The organism is Dysgonomonas sp. ZJ709 (assembly GCF_011039195.1).
In the GTDB taxonomy this organism is placed as follows: domain Bacteria; phylum Bacteroidota; class Bacteroidia; order Bacteroidales; family Dysgonomonadaceae; genus Dysgonomonas.
In genome coordinates this window covers 37,990-55,648 of record NZ_JAAKEM010000019.1, presented here as the reverse complement: position 1 = coordinate 55,648, position 17,659 = coordinate 37,990, and the positions used below count along the sequence as shown (strand labels likewise).

General features: G+C 37.8%; 11 protein-coding genes. 3 read left to right on the top strand and 8 right to left on the bottom strand.

Translation table 11 applies throughout. From position 1 onward, the window contains the following. Positions 1 to 2: 2 nt before the first annotated feature. From G7Y56_RS12985 to G7Y56_RS12960, 6 genes are all read right to left on the bottom strand, one after another. Complete coding sequence (locus G7Y56_RS12985) at positions 3 to 3,395, bottom strand: SusC/RagA family TonB-linked outer membrane protein (RefSeq protein ID WP_165044081.1); 3,393 nt, start codon at positions 3,393 to 3,395, stop codon at positions 3 to 5. Positions 3,396 to 4,322: 927 nt separating this feature from the next. Further along, on the bottom strand, positions 4,323 to 5,660 hold the full coding sequence (locus G7Y56_RS12980) for a M56 family metallopeptidase (protein WP_165044079.1): 1,338 nt from the start codon (positions 5,658 to 5,660) through the stop codon (positions 4,323 to 4,325). 19 nt (positions 5,661 to 5,679) lie between these two features. Continuing rightward, positions 5,680 to 6,045: a BlaI/MecI/CopY family transcriptional regulator gene (locus tag G7Y56_RS12975; RefSeq protein WP_165044077.1), complete on the bottom strand. Its 366-nt coding sequence runs from the start codon at positions 6,043 to 6,045 to the stop codon at positions 5,680 to 5,682. 285 nt (positions 6,046 to 6,330) lie between these two features. Continuing rightward, positions 6,331 to 7,044, bottom strand: coding sequence for a tRNA (adenosine(37)-N6)-threonylcarbamoyltransferase complex dimerization subunit type 1 TsaB (gene tsaB, locus G7Y56_RS12970; RefSeq protein WP_165044075.1), 714 nt, complete (start codon positions 7,042 to 7,044; stop codon positions 6,331 to 6,333). Positions 7,045 to 7,394: 350 nt separating this feature from the next. Continuing rightward, positions 7,395 to 8,129: a BT1926 family outer membrane beta-barrel protein gene (locus G7Y56_RS12965; protein ID WP_165044073.1), complete on the bottom strand. Its 735-nt coding sequence runs from the start codon at positions 8,127 to 8,129 to the stop codon at positions 7,395 to 7,397. An 82-nt stretch (positions 8,130 to 8,211) separates the two neighbouring features. After that, positions 8,212 to 9,906, bottom strand: a complete 1,695-nt coding sequence (locus G7Y56_RS12960) for a hypothetical protein (protein ID WP_165044071.1) — start codon at positions 9,904 to 9,906, stop codon at positions 8,212 to 8,214. A 612-nt stretch (positions 9,907 to 10,518) separates the two neighbouring features. On the opposite strand from G7Y56_RS12960, the gene G7Y56_RS12955 reads away from it, so the two are divergent. Beyond that, positions 10,519 to 11,166 carry a S24 family peptidase gene (locus tag G7Y56_RS12955; RefSeq protein WP_165024923.1) on the top strand — a complete coding sequence of 216 codons (648 nt, stop codon included), beginning with the start codon at positions 10,519 to 10,521 and terminating at the stop codon, positions 11,164 to 11,166. A 178-nt stretch (positions 11,167 to 11,344) separates the two neighbouring features. Further along, complete coding sequence (rnr, locus tag G7Y56_RS12950) at positions 11,345 to 13,522, top strand: ribonuclease R (protein ID WP_165044069.1); 2,178 nt, start codon at positions 11,345 to 11,347, stop codon at positions 13,520 to 13,522. Between the two features lie 66 nt (positions 13,523 to 13,588). On the opposite strand, the gene G7Y56_RS12945 is transcribed toward rnr, so the two are convergent. After that, positions 13,589 to 14,665, bottom strand: coding sequence for a family 43 glycosylhydrolase (locus tag G7Y56_RS12945; protein WP_165044067.1), 1,077 nt, complete (start codon positions 14,663 to 14,665; stop codon positions 13,589 to 13,591). Between the two features lie 250 nt (positions 14,666 to 14,915). Beyond that, positions 14,916 to 15,554 carry a biopolymer transporter ExbD gene (locus G7Y56_RS12940; RefSeq protein ID WP_165044065.1) on the bottom strand — a complete coding sequence of 213 codons (639 nt, stop codon included), beginning with the start codon at positions 15,552 to 15,554 and terminating at the stop codon, positions 14,916 to 14,918. Positions 15,555 to 15,861: 307 nt separating this feature from the next. Here G7Y56_RS12940 and G7Y56_RS12935 point away from each other — a divergent pair, with 307 nt between their 5' ends. Next, positions 15,862 to 17,583 (top strand): LTA synthase family protein, encoded by a 1,722-nt coding sequence (locus G7Y56_RS12935; protein ID WP_255498750.1) that lies wholly within the window; start codon positions 15,862 to 15,864, stop codon positions 17,581 to 17,583. The last annotated feature ends 76 nt before the right edge of the window (positions 17,584 to 17,659 follow it).

Sequence of the window (17,659 nt, the reverse complement as noted above, 5' to 3'; positions counted from 1 at the left end):
TTTTAAAATTTGGCATTAATTGAGAATCCCACGCTTCTTGCCGCAGGCGACGCTCCATTATCAACTCCTTGCGACCACCATCTGCTTCCGATAGGAGCTTCAGGATCAATATTCTCTAAACTTCTCCATACATAGAATAGATTTCTTCCATACACTGTTAGTCGAAGCCCAGACAAAGCCATTTTTTTCGCAATATCATCAGGTACTCTGTAACCTACTGTTACCTCACGGAACTTAATAAAACTATTATCGTACACCATACCGTCATTCCATCCCGAAGCACCCCATGCATAAGTATTGCTATAATAATCAGCTGCCGAAACAATGGTTGAATTCGCCTTACCTGTATTCTCATTTACCCCCGAAATAATAACTCCATCATTGCGGTTATAAGATTTACCATCTGTACCTTTATATACCCAAGGTATACCACCGTTCTCGGCATCACGATACTGCATCGTCGATTCGAACATACCGGCAGACATATTATATTTAGATTGAGGAGACACGATTTGTCCGCCAAAGCGGTAATCAATTGTAAAATCTAACAAGAAATTTTTATAGTTGAAACTGTTTGACCATCCACCAACTACTTTCGGCATAATATTACCAACTTTCTCATATCTAGATTGATCTATAACATAATATCCATTATCGTTAATCAAGAATTCACCCTTGTCATTTGTCTTACGAACATAAGAATAAATGCTACCTAGTGTTTCTCCTGCCACAGCCGATATCTTTATGCTTCCTTCGTCTTCAGACCAGAATTGAACTTCATTGATACCATCTGCCAATGAATTAACCTTAGCCGAATTGAATCCAAAGTTGAAACGCGTTGTCCACTTCAATTTTCCTGTAAGAGGCATTACGCTTGCTGCAATTTCGAGACCCTGATTACCGATCTCTCCAACATTTACAGTTTGGCTATTAGCTCCACTAGATAATGGCACAGCAATATTCATAATCTGACCTTTCACCTTATTGGTATAATAGCTTATATCCAGACTTACACGATCGTCCCAGAAACGTTTCTCTAAACCAAACTCCCACTCATGCTTCATCTCGGCTTTCAAATCCATGTTGCCATATTTTCCACTCATCAAAAATGAAGGAATAGATCCTGTAACTGTTTGTAACGGCGATTGAGTAAAAGCTATATTAGCCTCATACATGGGAGGTGCATTACCTACCACACCATACGATGCTCTTAATTTACCATAAGTCATCCACGATGGCATTTTGAATGCCTCACTATATATCCAGCTACCATTTGTTGATGTATAAAAATAATGATTATTAGCCGGCGGAAGTGTAGATGCATACTCTTGGCGAGCAGTTCCTTCAAGGAATAACATATCTTTATAAGCTAAGTTCACCACTCCGATATAAGCATATTTAAGGAGTTCCATTTTACTTGATGTTGCTGTGCGCACACCATAAGAATTGGACAGGGTAAACCAGTTCTCGACATTAAGCCCGCTACTGGTCGACGAAAATTGTTCTTTATATTCCTCTTGACGGCCCTGAAAACCTCCTGCTACAGTAAATCCAAAATCAGGAGTAAATTTATCTGAATAGGTAAGCATCGCATCCCCATAAAGGATAGAGTATTGATTTTTCTGCAAACCATACATACCAGTACTACCACCAGTATTGAATGCCACAGGATATTCATTATAGCGCCTATCTTCTATATTCACAGCCGTAAAATCGTTCCCGATACGCCCTCTCAACTTAAGTTTATCTGTAATACCCCAGTTTAAAGTAGCACTTGTTATCAAACGATTTTCCGTTTCGTCGTATTCATTTTTCAACCTGTCCCAGAAATAATCTAAAACATCATAAGCACGTATATTATAGATGAAAGCCTCTTCAGGATTTCTCTTTGCATTATCGATATTAACATATTTAAAACCTCTCGAGGTTTGATAATTATTCAAAAAAGTCGATACATCTTCAGCTCTACTAAACATACCACCAAAATTGGCCAACAGGCGATTAGTAGACGTAGCCCTATTATGTGTATTCGTATTTATATAGTTGGCAACCACATCTAAAGTTATATTCCGCCTAAGATTAACTACAGTATTGAGGTTAAATGTATTTTTTGCTAATTCGCTTCCCCTTTGGATACCTGTATAATCCAGCCTTGTATATGACAAACGATAGTTTACAAGGTCTGTTTGCTTAGATAAAGCAAGATTAACATTAGAAGTAAATCCTGTTTGAAATAAATCTGCATAGTTGTTTTTTCCTTTGGCATCATAAGTACCTTGAGTGCCATCCCACCAAGTAACTTCGCGCCCATCGTATTTTGGACCAAACTGACCATATGCTCTGAAGTAAGGGCGGTACCCCCCATTCAAAGGCGAATTTGAGTCTAGAACCCAACCTTCGGCTGTCGCACCATTAGCCATATTTGTCGTAGGACCATATCCCGGACCGTATATCGTTTGATACTTTGGTAAAAAAGCTACATTCTCCATAATACCATTGTAGTTGACCTCTACACCCAGTCCTTGATCTCTCGATCCCTTTTTGGTTGTTATTACAATAACACCACTGGATGCATCCGAACCATACAATGCCGATGCCGATGCCCCTTTCAGAATTGTCATAGATTCGATGTCCATCGGATTTATATCCAACATCCCATTTCCTCTAATTCTCTGATCGCTCCAATAACCATCATTATTAGCGCCCGATCCCCCGTTTTGCCCATCGTTACGAACCATTACACCATCAACCACATACAATGGCTGCTGATTGTAATTCAATGAATTGACACCCCTTATTTGCACATTTACTGCACTTGTTGCGCCCCCAGGAGCTGTTGTAATTTTCACCCCGGCAGCTTTTCCATACAAAGCCGATGCAAAGTTGGTTGTTCCCGATTCTGTCAACTGCTTTGCAGAGATAGAACTTACAGAGTAACCAATTTCTCTTGGTGGACGTTGCACACCGATAGGCGCTGTAATAATAACAGCATCCAGCATTTTGGAGTCTACATCCATTGTTATATCAAACGAAGTTTTATTCCCTATGGTTATATTTTGGGTAAGATACCCCACATAAGAAATTTCTAAAACGGATGTACTACCAGGAACCGTCAATGAAAAATTTCCATCCACATCTGTAATAGTTCCGGCGGTTGAGTTTTTAACTTTAACTGTTACACCGATCAAGGGCTCCCCAGTCTCATCAATAATTTTTCCTTTTATTGCAATCTGTTTGCCATCTTGCAATTCTTCCATGATTTTATCTCCTTCCATCGTGACATTGCCAGCTGACACTAAGCCGACAGAACCAATGGTTAAGAAAAAGAGATATGCAAATGATACCCGCTTCAAGGAGTAAGCTATTCGCAATAAGTTAACAACATTTTTCTTCATTGTAATTAGTAATTAATGTATAAAACAATAAATAGAAAAGGTCTTTATCTATTATGACAAAGACTTCTTGTTGTCTGGGAGACGTAACCAGACAAAGTATAAAGAGCAGTATTAGCAACAGGTTGCTGCCTCAAAGAGCATTCGAACGTATTTAGTTTATTAATATGTAAAAGGGATTGTATCTTAAAAAAATATTTTCGGATACGACTGACTAAAATCACTTTATTATTAAAAGCAATCGACGTTTTAAACAAATTTTCACAAAGGCCATAAAATGAGGTGGAAATAATTCTGGACGCAGATAAATAGAGAAACAAGCCTGAAAAAACATCAGGGAGTACTATTATATGAACTATTTTTCGTATATTATTGGTGGGTAGTTTATATGAAAGCTGCGTAAAGGCAGCACAAAACAGAAGATTACATATTGGTATACAGCGTATTAATCTCTCTCTCTCTCTCTCTCTCTCTCTCTCTCTCTCTCTCTCTCTCTCTAATAAAATAGAGTTAACTACCAAATTTTCAGGAGAAAAGATGGAAGAAAGAATCATTTTATTTTGATGAAAATCGCGCATTGAAATGTTATTTTATATTTCTTACAAAGAACAAAATTAAAAAAATTTATTATAATTTATTATAAAATGGGAATAATTTTTAATATTTATTAGTATGGACAGATATAAATGGCTCAATATTTATTACTAAACATTACTAAAATCACAATAAGAAACCAACTGACACACCCTCTAATCTAATAAGAGAAAGGCTCTTACAATTCGCACATAAATTAATATATTAACAATAAGATTGAACAAAAAAAGGTGAATTTAATATCCACCTTTTTTCACATTAGCCTATTTGCATTATTATATTTACACAGCTCTTTCATTTATCATGCACCAAGACAATCTGATCAGTAGATATTCTTTACGGTGTCACGTTATTATCCTTTTTCAATTTATATACGATCGGCAATGTAAAATAAACATCTACAGCCTTCCCGTTTTGCTTCCCGGGATTCCAATTCGGCATCGATTTCACGACACGCAAAGCTTCATTGTCACAGCTAGGATGCACACCTCTTATTATCGACACATCTGTAACCTCCCCTGTACTTTTAACGATAAAACGGAGAGTTACCCGCCCTTGTATTTTCGCCTCAACAGCATCAGCTGGGTATTTAAGATTTTCTCCTATAAACTTATGCATTTCAGATTCACCACCAGGAAAGGTAGGCATTTGTTCGACTGTTACATATGTATCTCCTTTTTTCTCTCCAATTTTAAATGGTTCAGTCGTTTTTTTCTGTGGAGCTTGATCAACACCTACCTTTTCTACAAGCAATTGCTCATTATTGCTTTGCGGAGTCAACATTTCTTCCAACGGAGAGGTTACCAATTCGGGTGATGCCTGTACGGCATTACCGAGCAGCAGCACTGCTGCAAGTGGTATAGCCAACAAATATTTTGCTGACTTAAGAACAGAAGTTTTCTCTTTATTCATCATGGTAATACGTTTTTTAAGTTGTGATACATTAAAATTATTAATTATAGAAATACCGGTATTTTCATTTGAAACCTGCAGAAGTACGTATTGATAGGCCGTAGTATTAAAGCCCTCGTCCAACACTCCTTTATCGGCAAGATATTCGAGATTGACTTTCATCTCTCTCCTCAACAGCCACACAATTGGATTCCACCAAAAGCAAGCACAGAGCAATTGAGCCAACACGACATCGACTGAATGCCATTGTCTGGCATGCACACGTTCGTGAGCAATTATTTCTACTGCTTCTGCATTACAGACATTAGCACCAACAAATATCCAATTGAAAAATGAGAATGGAGAAACCTTCTTTCCCGACAATTTTATAATGCAACACCCGTCCGATTCTTCCGATTCACTCACAATCTTAAGTCTTATAATACTACTCATTTGAAAAACGAACTTCAACAGCATAATCAAGGCTATAAATGAGAGACCGATAAGTATCCAGCTCTGCACTGATACACTTGTATTTTTTTCGACAGGCATTACACCTCCTTCTATTTCAGACAACCAAAAAGCAGGAATTTGAGTTTTTTCCGCCGCTGCTACTTCGAAACTAACAGCAGGATAGAGCAAGGAGAAAAATATAGCAAATAAAAAATATATTCTTCTTATCCTCAGGAATGTATCTTTCTTCAGACAGACCATATATAGTCCATAAAAGATAGCCAACGATATTGTAACTTTAATCAGATAAATTATTATAGCATTTTCCATAACTGTAAAATTTAGACGATCAGCATTTCTTTCCTTTTTCTATCATTTGGATAATCTCAGCCAATTCTTCTGGGGATATCTTCTCTTCTTTCACAAAGAAGGAAACGAGTTCCTTATACGAATCTTCAAAATAACTCTTCACAACATTAGACATGAAGTATTTTTTGTAATCATCTTCTATTATCTGGGGGCTATATACATATACGTTCCCATATTTTTTCGAGTTGAGATAACCTTTCTGCTCAAGATTCCGAACTACAGAGGCCACTGTCGTATAAGGCGGCTTGGGTTCATCCATTGCATTTACTATATCTTTCACCACACATTCTTGCAATTGCCAAATGTGCTGCATAATTATTTCTTCCTGATGAGTTAGCTTTTCCATGTGATCTATTTTAAAAACGTAAAACTACTATTTTTTCGTAAATATACATCAAGTTTCGTAACGAGCAAATTTTCAGTAGCTTTTTTTTGAAGAAATGAATAAAAAATAGATTGGTAAGAATTAAATACCTCTTTGGAGAGGATTGGAGAGACCAGACAGATCCGTTACTATGCGTAGGGATAACAAAGAGATGGGGTATAAACTCACAGTTAATCCATACACCCTCTTTGATGAGATAGCCTTCTAAATGAAACATTCAAAAAGCTATAATTATATAAATAAGAATTATTTTACATTCTGATGAGGCGGCAATACTTTATTCTTAGCTATTGTAGCAACAAATTCTTTCAAGTAAAATGGCTCGAAATAAGCAGAATCGACAAACTCTTTTTTAGCGAAAGCATCTTCCGCCAAGTCAACCATATCAATAGCCGAGGGATAAACATTCTCGATAAAAATTGCATTTGGCGATTGAATTGCCTCTTTGCATTTAGCAGACCCATTACCGAAAAAGGCTATTCTCTGATCTTTCAATATCTCTATGAACGAAGTCTCATCAATAATATCAGCCTCAACATCACGAATAAGCATGAGTTGCGAATCGAATAGTGCATCATACACTTCCATACGACGGGCGTCGATCATCGGGCAAAGCAATATAGCCGGATCAACCAGACCTTTTTTTGCCACAGCCGATGCCATAAGTCTAAGCGTTCCGATAGCAATCATCGGAATATTCAATCCATAACATAAGCCTTTTGCTTCGGATACTCCAATACGCAAACCGGTATACGAACCGGGTCCGCAACTGACTGCAACCGCATCGAGTTTTAATCCTTTAGATCGAAGTTCTTTCGTAGCCTCGTCGACAAATGCGCCAAGCAGCACAGCGTGAGAAGGCCCCTTGGTTTCTTCTCGTTGAAAAATCAACTCACCGTCTTTCGATACGGCAACCGAGCAAACTTCTGTTGCTGTTTCTATATGTAATATACAAGCCATGTAGCAATTACGAATTATAAATTTTGAATAAGCTGCCTATCAGCTAACAATAAAAGATGATAATAGTAACACCTCTATATTCCTTTTCCTTTATAATAGATAAACATCTAAAAGGGAAACGATAGCGGATGCAAAATTACACAAATTATTAGACATGTCTATATTACCGAAAGGACAAGAAACATAAAAATAGCAAATAATTGTAATCGTGATAGTGAAAAAGTGATATCGGCAGCATTTTATTTTACTATACCTTGTAGAATAAAAAACAAGAGACTGTTCCTTAATAAGAAACAGTCTCTTGCGAATTAAAATTTTAAACAACTAGTGAAAGTCACCCGATTTATAAATCAGAATCGTATTCCCAGCTTAAGCATTGGCTGTGCAATTACTGATATATTATGATTGTCGGATGACAACAAACCCAATCCTGCTTGAGGGCGTATATTATATACTGAATATTGATAGGATACAGGACGTACATCGAAGCCTACAAATAAAGCATTCGAGAAGAAATAGTCTGCACCTACCACGGGAGCCACTTTCCACGAGTACGCCTCTCCTACCGATGCACCCATATATTTTTCGCTATCAGAACCATTAGCTTTCATTCTTCCGTAAGCAAACCCGAACTCTCCTCCTATACGCAGATAGAGTTGATCGTAACGTGTTTTGAAATAATGATCGGCACCTGCACCAATATAAAACTGCATGCTATTGCTACTTGGCACAGCATTGTATGTCGGGACATCTCCCAACTCATCACCTGTTCCCGTAACTTCGGTATAACCGGGATTGTGGCTATTATCAAATCCTCCTGTAAGCTTTAAAGCCCATTTATCAGTCAAAAACCAACGACCCTCAACACTGAGTATCATTTTATTGTCGAACCATGAAGACATGGGAGCCGACAGCGTATATTCCGACAAATTGGGTTCCGGAGCCGACTTTCCGATATACGATCCTACTCCCAAATTGAGAGAGACCATCAGGTCTCCTTTCTTAAGGGGCTCAAAATCGTTACCTTGTGCCGAAACCATAAAGGCAAAAGACAGGAGCATTACTAAACATATTATTTTTTTCATTCTTAGCTACTGTTTTAATCCCGATAGAGACAGAGGCAAGACTATCTTACCTCCGGAACTCTATTTGGATAGATTAACCTTCTTATTTCAACTTATCGTCTACAACTTTCTTAGCTGCTTCAAGTAATTTTTCTTGTACCTTCAAGTCAGCTTCGTCTTGTGCAAGTTGTTTTTCTAAATTAGCAATAATTGCTTTTTGGTTTTGAACAGCATTTGTATTGCTAGCTTTAGATTCTGCAATATATACATTCATCCCAGCCACAGCATCTTTATTATCAGCAATACTCAACTCCAACGCTTTTATCTTGGTAGGTTTGTATTCAGACAGCAATTGAGCACCATTCAACGTAAGACCCTCCAAAGAATCGTAGCTATCGCTCAATACTTGAGCTTCAGTTCTCTTATCGTCTGCAGCCTTTACAGCTTTTGTTTTAGCGGCTAAAGTTGTTTTCACAGAAGCTTCTAATGTTGCTGGAGTTTTGTCGTCTTTATAAAGTGCTTTCACTTCTTTCATTGCTGCCAGATCAGCATTGTACGATGCTACAATATTTGCTTGAGCAGTAATTGTATTTTGATTCGTAATTACAATTGTATGCTGATCGCCATAAGCAATATCCGCATCACTTTCAGCTGTTTGAGCAGCAGCAAGAGCTACACCGGCAGCAGTAACAGCTTGTTGCGCAGCAGCAACTTGTGCAGGAGTAGCATTAGCCGGCAAATTAGCTTGTGCATCTAAAGCATTGTTATAAGTTGTTTGAGCTGTAACAGTTTTGGCAGTAGCAGCTTTCAGGGCGGCATGTAGTCCGTCTATTTTAGCGTTAGCAGCAGCAAAATCAGCCTCAGCCTTAGTTTTTATTACTTCGGCATTTTTAAGTTCAACCTCAATATTTCTGATTTCAATATCCAATTCTGCAATAGAATAATAAACAGCACCCATCATATCCAGCTCATTATTCCAGCCACTCGTATATTTCATGGCACCATTATCGCGGAATTTTCTCAGCAAGTCCACTGCATTATTGTAGCTTGTAACCGCTGCATCTTCAGCTTTTTCAAGAGGAGGCAGTTCTGTAAAGTTGATCTTATCTTCAGCTGTTTTCAGCCTGGTCATTTCCGCTTTCAATGCTTTTACATCATTCGATACAACAAGATTATTCCAATATGCAAGTTCTTTTGTATCTTTTGCAATATCTACTTCTAAATCTGCAATATTATGTTTGATAAATAATATTTGAGATTCCAAAGCGTTCGGTGCTTTAACCTCTAATGCAGCAAGAACACCCTTAGCACCTACAATATCTACTTTTGCCATTTCAATATTAATCTTCAGGTCGTTTACTTTTCCAATCAGACTTTTGTACTTGTCGATAGCATCCTCCAATACAGGATCACCGTTTTTTGCCATGTCTAAAGCTTGTTGCAGAGCCAACAATTCTGTTTGCAGACTAATTTGCAATTTTTGCAAATCTCCCTTAGCTAGCGCTACAGCCAAGTCAACCTCAGCCTGAGTCCTAGCCAACTGTATTTCTTCACCCTTAGCTACAGCCTCTTTGTACTTAGCTTCGGCTAAAGTTAATGCTGCATCGGCTTCTGATGTAATTTTTGTAGCTTCTGCCTGAGCATTCTTCAACGCTGCTTCTGCTTTTAGTTGTTCAGCCCGGGCACCGCGCAAAGCTGTTACGGTAGACGACTCCGTGTCATCAACGCATGATAAGGTTGTCAATGATAATCCCGCAACAAGAGCTAGTGCAGGAATGTAAAATTTAATTTTCTTCATAATAAAAAAATAGTTAATAAAAAAAACGTTTCATATTTAAAAGTGTTATATAGGCTATTATATTAAATTTATAGGAGTATAGATAATATAGTTTTAACAATAAGAATTCATACCTTTGCTAGATTTTAGTTTTTAGTTAAATGAATATGTATTAAAAATGCACGCATCAATATTCTGAAAATGAGATGGATTTCCCACCGCATTCACTTGTGTAGCTCAGACATAATTCTGGCCTCCATCGCTCTTTGAGCATTTGTTTTTGTTTACCCGAAAATCGTCAATTCAACGAATTTGCGACTCTTAAAAAAAACAATGTGAGACTGAATATGTCATTACAGGCTTTACTTTTTGTTGCGTTTTCCGATTTTCATTATTGTAGCATTTAAGAGATAAGGGTTTTAATTTTTGAATTTATATAGCTGCATTATCAAATCGTAAAAAAACGAATATGCTTAGCCTGTAAAGACTATTTATTATACCTAACACTCGTTATAAAACAAAACTGAAACATTAAAATACAATATTAAATTGTATAATATTCGCAAATATACAATCATTAATTGTAAATAAAAATGTTTCTTTTATTTTTTTTAAAAAAAATATTAAAATTACATGGATAGCTGGAATAGACTAAATGAAGTTATTATATCTACAGGTTTAACAACCAATGCTTTTGCCTCAAGCATTGGCTTGAAAAGATCTGAAAACCTATACAGAATAAAAAAGGGTAAAAATTCGATCAGTAAAGATTTAGCCGACGCTATTGCAACAAAATATTGCAACATAAGTAAATCATGGTTGCTCACAGGCGAGGGATCCATGTATATTGAAAACAACGAAAAAGACACACATTCGTCGTCCTACAAAAAAATACCGTTCTATGACTCTGTATATACTGACATAGAGCCGATAGCTGATGGCAAAAAAAACGAACCTTCATATTATATAGAAGTCCCAAGCTTGATGAATTGTGACTTCGCTACTCTTTTTGTCGGAGATTCAATGGCACCGGAGATACCCTCCGGAGCGATTGTCACGCTAAAAGAGATAAATATTGAATCTATACTTCCCGGCGAGATGTATCTCATTGTAACAGATGCATACAGCACCATCAAGTATATAAGGACTGCTGAAAATGACAATTCAATATTACGCCTGATTCCCAAAAACACAGAGTCGTACGACGATGCTATAATCAAGAAGGCTCAAATCAAGCGTCTATACTTGGTTAAAGGTGTAATATCAACAAAGGTTCTATGACAAGAGAATTAAAATATACAATCGAATACTAACACTCATAACCCGACATCTAAAATTATTAAGCCGGTCAATTATGTTAAAAACATCTTTTTTTCGTACATTTGACCTAACAAGAATCGGAATATGCAGAAATTCATTCCAATTCATTAAAACATTCAAATAGAAAACAATCTATATTATGGCAAAAAAAAGAATTCCACATAAAACAGATAAAAGAAAAAGCAAATCAGATATAGCAAATGCTGTCATCAATTTTTTCAACAAAAATTCGGGGGACTCATTTAGCCCCAAACAAGTAAATGAAAAACTCGGTTTCACCAGATCTGCCGAAAGACAAATAGTACAAAACATAATGCATAGCCTGATCGAAGATGCTTTCATCGTAGAAACCAGTCAGGGCAAATATAAATCGAACAACAGAGGTATACTACTCGAAGGCTCTTTCGAAAGGAGAAGCAACGGGAAGAATTTCTTTGTACCCGAAGATGGCAATCCGAACATATTTGTGGCCGAACGCAATTCTATGCATGCCATGAATGGAGATCGTGTACGCATTCAAGTATTAGCACAAGCCAGAGGACGCGATCCTGAGGGTGAAGTTATAGATATACTTGAACGCAAGCAAAACAGATTTGTAGGTACACTCGATGTACAAAAACAGTTTGCATTCTTGGTAATGGACAGCAAGATACTGGCTAATGATATATTCATACCAAAAGAAAATCTGCAAAATGGGCAGGATGGAGACAAGGCTATTGTAGAAATAGTAGAGTGGCCTCAAAAAGCAAAGAACCCGATAGGAAAGGTTATTGATATTCTGGGAAAACCGGGAGATAACAATACCGAAATGAATGCTATCCTAGCCGAATTTGGTCTACCATATAAATATCCAAAAGCAGTAGAAGAAGCTGCAAATCAGATTTCGGACGTAATAACAGAAGAAGAAATAGCCCGCCGCGAAGATTTCAGACAGACTACTACATTTACGATAGACCCTCGTGATGCTAAAGACTTTGACGATGCATTATCTATCAAAAAATTGTCTAATGGCAATTGGGAGGTAGGAGTGCATATTGCCGACGTAACACATTACGTAAGAGAAGGTGACATCATAGACAAAGAAGGTGAAGAAAGAGCAACCTCGATCTACCTTGTAGACAGAACCGTGCCGATGCTACCCGAACATTTGAGCAATGGATTATGTTCGTTACGACCAAATGAAGAAAAGCTTTGCTACGCAGCCATATTCGAAATGGATGAGAATGCCGACATAAAGAATCACCGCATCACACGCACAGTCATCAATTCGGACAGACGATTCACATACGAAGAAGCCCAAGACATAATAGAAGGTGGCGAAGGCGATTTCAAAGAAGAGATTCTTAAACTTGATCAATTGGCTAAAAAGCTAAGAGGAAAACGTTTTTCTGATGGTGCAATCGCTTTCGACCGCCATGAGGTACGATTCGAAATAGACGAAAAAGGCAAACCGATCAGTGTTTATTTCAAATATGCAAAAGACTCGAATAAACTTATCGAAGAATTCATGCTTTTGGCAAACCGTACGGTTGCTGAATTTGTCGGAAAAGTTCCCGAAGGCAAACATGCCAAAACGTTTGTCTATCGTATTCACGACTGGCCAAACAACGAAAAAATGGAAAACCTTTCGGAATTTATTCGCCGATTCGGTTATAAAATACAAACAACCGGAGATAAGATGGCTGTGTCGAAATCGATAAACCATCTACTGGAACAAGTAACAGGAAAACCGGAAGAAAATCTGATATCGACAATCGCAATTCGTGCAATGGCTAAGGCGATTTATTCGACCGTAAACATTGGTCACTATGGTTTAGCATTCGATTATTATACCCACTTCACATCGCCCATACGCCGTTATCCGGATATGATGGTACACCGCTTGCTTACCGAGTATCTGCATGGAGGCAAGAGTGTGAGCAAACAGCTTTATGAAGATAAGTGTAAGCATAGTTCCGATATGGAACAATTGGCTGCTAACGCCGAAAGAGCCTCTATCAAATACAAACAAGTTGAATTTATGTCCGACAAGCTTGGGCAGGTATTCGATGCCGTTATATCGGGAATTACCGAGTGGGGACTGTATGCCGAAATCAACGAAAACAAATGTGAGGGTATGATTCCTATCCGCGATCTGGACGATGATTTCTACGAATTTGACGAAAAGAACTACTGCCTGCGTGGCCGTCGCAACAAGCGTAAATATCAATTAGGAGATGCTATTAAAGTAAAAGTAGCAAGGACTAATCTGGAACGCAAGCAACTGGATTTCGCACTGGTGGAAGATGAATCCGATACTTCTAAAAAAGTGAAATAGACTGAGCTCATTAAATAAAATAAGGCTTGTTACTTTGATGTAGCAAGCCTTATTTATTTGTATATCTTATTTCTTGGTTTTTCTGTCTTGTTTTTCAATTTCAACTTCTCCCGAAGGGCGTATCATTACCCCTCCGCCTTTAGCTTCTCCAAATAGCGGATTACCATCGGCATCAAAAGTAAATTTCTGCAAATAGACATGACGGTTATTCCATCCACCTTCCAGATTGAGTTTGGAATGGTAGTATATCCAATATTCTTTATTATCGGTCGATGTGGTCATACTGGCATGTCCAACACCATAAACGGCAGAATTTCCCTGAAAAACAGGCTTCAGCGATTTGATCCACGAATTGGGATCAAGCGGGTCGCTGTCGGAAGATTTCAAGCGAAGCTGCCCCAGCTTGTAATGTTCGCTCCAAGAACCACGGGTTGAATAAAGGATGAAGACATCATCGTTATGTTGAAGTACCTGTGGACCTTCCTGTAAAATAATCTGATCTCCTTTTTCCCATTCCAGTTCGGGCTTCGATAGGAGCACCCGTTTTCCCAGTGTCCACGGATTAACCAGTTCTGCTATGTAAAGGTATTGATCTACGTCGTGATGATCATGCAAGGCATTCCACCCCGACCAGATAGCGTAATTCTTCCCTTTGTGCTGAAGGACAGTCATATCGATAGACCAACAGTTATCTTTTTTAGTTTCGGGGTCGTCTCCCGTATAAAACATTCCTCTATCGGTGTATGGTCCAAAGGGATTATCTGCTTCCAAAACTCCGGCACGTTGCGCATAAAATGGCGTTCCTTTATGTACAGAACCGGCATAATAGATATACCATTTACCATCGATGGGATGTATTTCGGGTGCCCAAAGATTATAGCTGTTCCACGCGTTTTGAGGAGGCATCCATACAACTTCTTCTTTCTCAAACTTTGTGAGGAAACGAGATTCTGTTACTGCAAATCCACCGCCTTTATTAAAGATCGTATAGTATTTTCCATTATGCTTTACTATAAATGGATCGGCTCCTTTGCGCAAAGGGTTTGTAAAGGTATTTTCGACTTTATCTTTTTTTTGATCAGATGCCGGATATAGCCCCAAACTGAAAATAGATACAAAAATTAATAGTGCTATTTTATTCATATATTTTTATTTTAGAAGTCCCCTACTTTCATTTAGGAACTTACAAAAACGAATGCTGAAAATGTATTAGACGAAGCTAAGAGAAACTTGTTGACAAGTTATAAATATTTTTTTACCGATACAAGACGATACGAAAGTATCAGCTATCCGAAATATGAAATACAGTATCTTGCCATTAAATAAACATTAAGAAGGCTTGCTACATCCAGTCAGCAAGCCTTCTTGTCATATATAAATGTGTTATTAAGGTTTATTTGTTTTCTGCTGTAAGTGCACCTTTTGTTTTATAATTTTCTACTAGATAGTTATCACCCTCAGCCATGTCGACAAGTGCATACACTCCTACTCCGCAAATCTGCATTTCGTCTAGAGCATCTACCAGATTTCTGAAAGAGGAATCGTTTGTCGGTTTTATAACAGCAATAATACTTTCATCCGACTTCTTAATAGCCTCAACTCCTATCTTATAATCTTGATCTGATATCTGTTTTTGATACCGTTTTTGTTTCAATTCGCGTATTTTTGCGATAGATACAGCATTGCGCTCCAGCAATACGTTTCGCATACCTTCGTAATCGGTAGCTTTGAGAGAAGCAAAATTGTCATAATCAGCTATACCTGCATAGTAATATACTTTATCGTCTTCGCCCAGTATAAAGGTGAGTGTTCTTGATTGCGGTATTTCAGTAGCTCCTGTATTTTCGGTATCTTTTGCAGGCACTGCAATATCCATCACTTGCGGCATACTTAGCGTAGTACAAAACATAAAGAAGCATATTAGCAACATGTTCATATCCACCATCGGAGTAAAATCGACTGATAAAAGTTTCCGTGTCATTTTGTTTCTCTTACCGTTACCCCCTCTGTTTTCTGAATTTATATTAGCCATGATATTAAGTGTTTGAAAGGTTAAACATTTGTTAAAGATTTATTCTTTATTCTTTAGATGAATATTTTGGTGGAAATCCATAAAGGATGTCCACTTATTTTCATTTATCTTTGTAATCCAAAACATCATCGAACGAAAAAAGCCTAGAAATAAACGAGATAGAGCAGATTACCACATCTGTTTTATCTGCTGAACTACTTTAACTATGAAAAATAGAATCTTCATATTTGTCAGTATATTCTTATATTTCATTTTGATATTTCTTATTGGGAAAGTAATTTTCATTCTTGCCCACACAAGTATGTCTATGTCCGAATCCTTCTCTCTTAATGATATATTAGAGGTGCTCTATCATGGACTTCCGCTCGACTTGTCGATGAGTGGCTATCTAAGCGTACTACCGGCGCTATTCCTTATTCTCTCAATATGGTTTAACCCAAAAGCAATAGCCAAGATCTGCAATATATATTTTTCTTTCGTACTAAGCCTTATTACGATCGTTAGTATTGCCGACATTTTTATTTATCCTCACTGGGGATTCCATTTCGATTCTACTGTATTCTTTTATCTCAAAAATCCGGAAGAAGCAATTGGTAGTGGTTCAGCAACAGAAATTTTTGCAGGCATATTACTCTCTGCTATTTTTATTTCAATTATCTATTTAGGATACAGCTACATCATCAAACGACAAATACTAAAACTGAAAATACCGAAATCGATAGGTAAAACATGCTTAGTGATGATTGTTCTCATGGCAATGCTAATTCTACCCATCAGAGGTGGCTTAAGTGTATCTACTATGAATGTAGGCAAAGTATATTTCAGCGACAATATGTTTCTTAATCACGCCGCAGTCAATCCCCATTTCAATCTTATGTACTCATTTTTCAAATCGGAAGACTTTGCATCCCAATATCAATTCTTTAATAAACAAGAGGCGATCCGAATTTTTGACGAATTAAACAAGCAACCTAAAAACGATAGTATAATCAAGCTATTAAATACAGATAAACCCAACATTATATTTTTTATCCTCGAGAGCTTTTCAGCAAACGTAGCGAATGATTCGCTCATAGCACCTAATATGAATAAGTTTGCCAAAGAAGGCATCTCTTTCAAAAACTTTTACGCCAACAGCTTCCGTACCGATAGAGGATTGGTATCTATACTTAGCGGTTATCCGGCACACCCGACAACTGCTATAATGAAATATCCACAAAAGACGCAATCGCTTCCGGCAATACCTGCATCACTCAAGGAAAGTGGCTATAATTTATCTTTCTATTATGGTGGTGATGCCGACTTTGCAAACATGCGCTCTTATTTTGTAGGCAGTTGTATGATTTGTGATATAACATCCGAAGAAGAATTCCCATTATCTGATCGTCTCACTAAATGGGGTGTTCCCGACCAAATACTCATCGACAGAGTTTACAGCGACCTTATAGAGAAGCAACCTAAAGAACCGTTTATGAAGACCGTGCTGACACTTAGCAGCCACGAGCCATTCGATGTGCCATCCAAAGGATTCGACGAGCCATTTATCAATGCAGTAGCATATACAGACAGTTGCCTTGGCAGCTTTGTTGACAAGCTAAAAACCACAGAACTCTGGAAGAATACGCTTATCGTACTGGTTGCCGACCACTGTATGCAGTCGTACCCTTCGGGGGTAGACAACAACTCGCCCGAGCGATTTCGCATTCCGATGATCTGGCTCGGAGGAGCCGTAAAAGCACCGGCCGATGTTCTCGATTACGGTTCGCAAAACGACATTGCCGCTACTCTCCTATCGCAGATGAATATAAACCATAGTGACTTTAAGTTCAGCAAAAACATGTTTAATCCTGACGCAAACAAATTTGCCTTCTATTCTTATGTCAATGGATTCTCAATGGTAAATATAGACGGTAGTATTATTTATGACAATGATAAGAATAGTATTATAGAACAATCGGGCGATAAAACATTAGAGAAGAAAGCGAAGGCATTTTTTCAAAATATGTATTTAGATTTGGGCAGCAGATAGAAAAGATAGCGAGCAGCAAATACTGAATACCCAACCGACTCTAAACACCTCATCCGATTTTAAGATCACGATTCAC

What these genes read in the sequence shown, in the direction of transcription:
- G7Y56_RS12985 (WP_165044081.1), bottom strand. Translation starts at nt 3,395, where the DNA reads ATGAAGAAAAATGTTGTTAACTTATTGCGAATAGCTTACTCCTTGAAG.
- G7Y56_RS12980 (WP_165044079.1), bottom strand. Translation starts at nt 5,660, where the DNA reads ATGGAAAATGCTATAATAATTTATCTGATTAAAGTTACAATATCGTTG.
- G7Y56_RS12975 (WP_165044077.1), bottom strand. Translation starts at nt 6,045, where the DNA reads ATGGAAAAGCTAACTCATCAGGAAGAAATAATTATGCAGCACATTTGG.
- tsaB (WP_165044075.1), bottom strand. Translation starts at nt 7,044, where the DNA reads ATGGCTTGTATATTACATATAGAAACAGCAACAGAAGTTTGCTCGGTT.
- G7Y56_RS12965 (WP_165044073.1), bottom strand. Translation starts at nt 8,129, where the DNA reads ATGAAAAAAATAATATGTTTAGTAATGCTCCTGTCTTTTGCCTTTATG.
- G7Y56_RS12960 (WP_165044071.1), bottom strand. Translation starts at nt 9,906, where the DNA reads ATGAAGAAAATTAAATTTTACATTCCTGCACTAGCTCTTGTTGCGGGA.
- G7Y56_RS12955 (WP_165024923.1), top strand. Translation starts at nt 10,519, where the DNA reads ATGGATAGCTGGAATAGACTAAATGAAGTTATTATATCTACAGGTTTA.
- rnr (WP_165044069.1), top strand. Translation starts at nt 11,345, where the DNA reads ATGGCAAAAAAAAGAATTCCACATAAAACAGATAAAAGAAAAAGCAAA.
- G7Y56_RS12945 (WP_165044067.1), bottom strand. Translation starts at nt 14,665, where the DNA reads ATGAATAAAATAGCACTATTAATTTTTGTATCTATTTTCAGTTTGGGG.
- G7Y56_RS12940 (WP_165044065.1), bottom strand. Translation starts at nt 15,554, where the DNA reads ATGGCTAATATAAATTCAGAAAACAGAGGGGGTAACGGTAAGAGAAAC.
- G7Y56_RS12935 (WP_255498750.1), top strand. Translation starts at nt 15,862, where the DNA reads ATGTCCGAATCCTTCTCTCTTAATGATATATTAGAGGTGCTCTATCAT.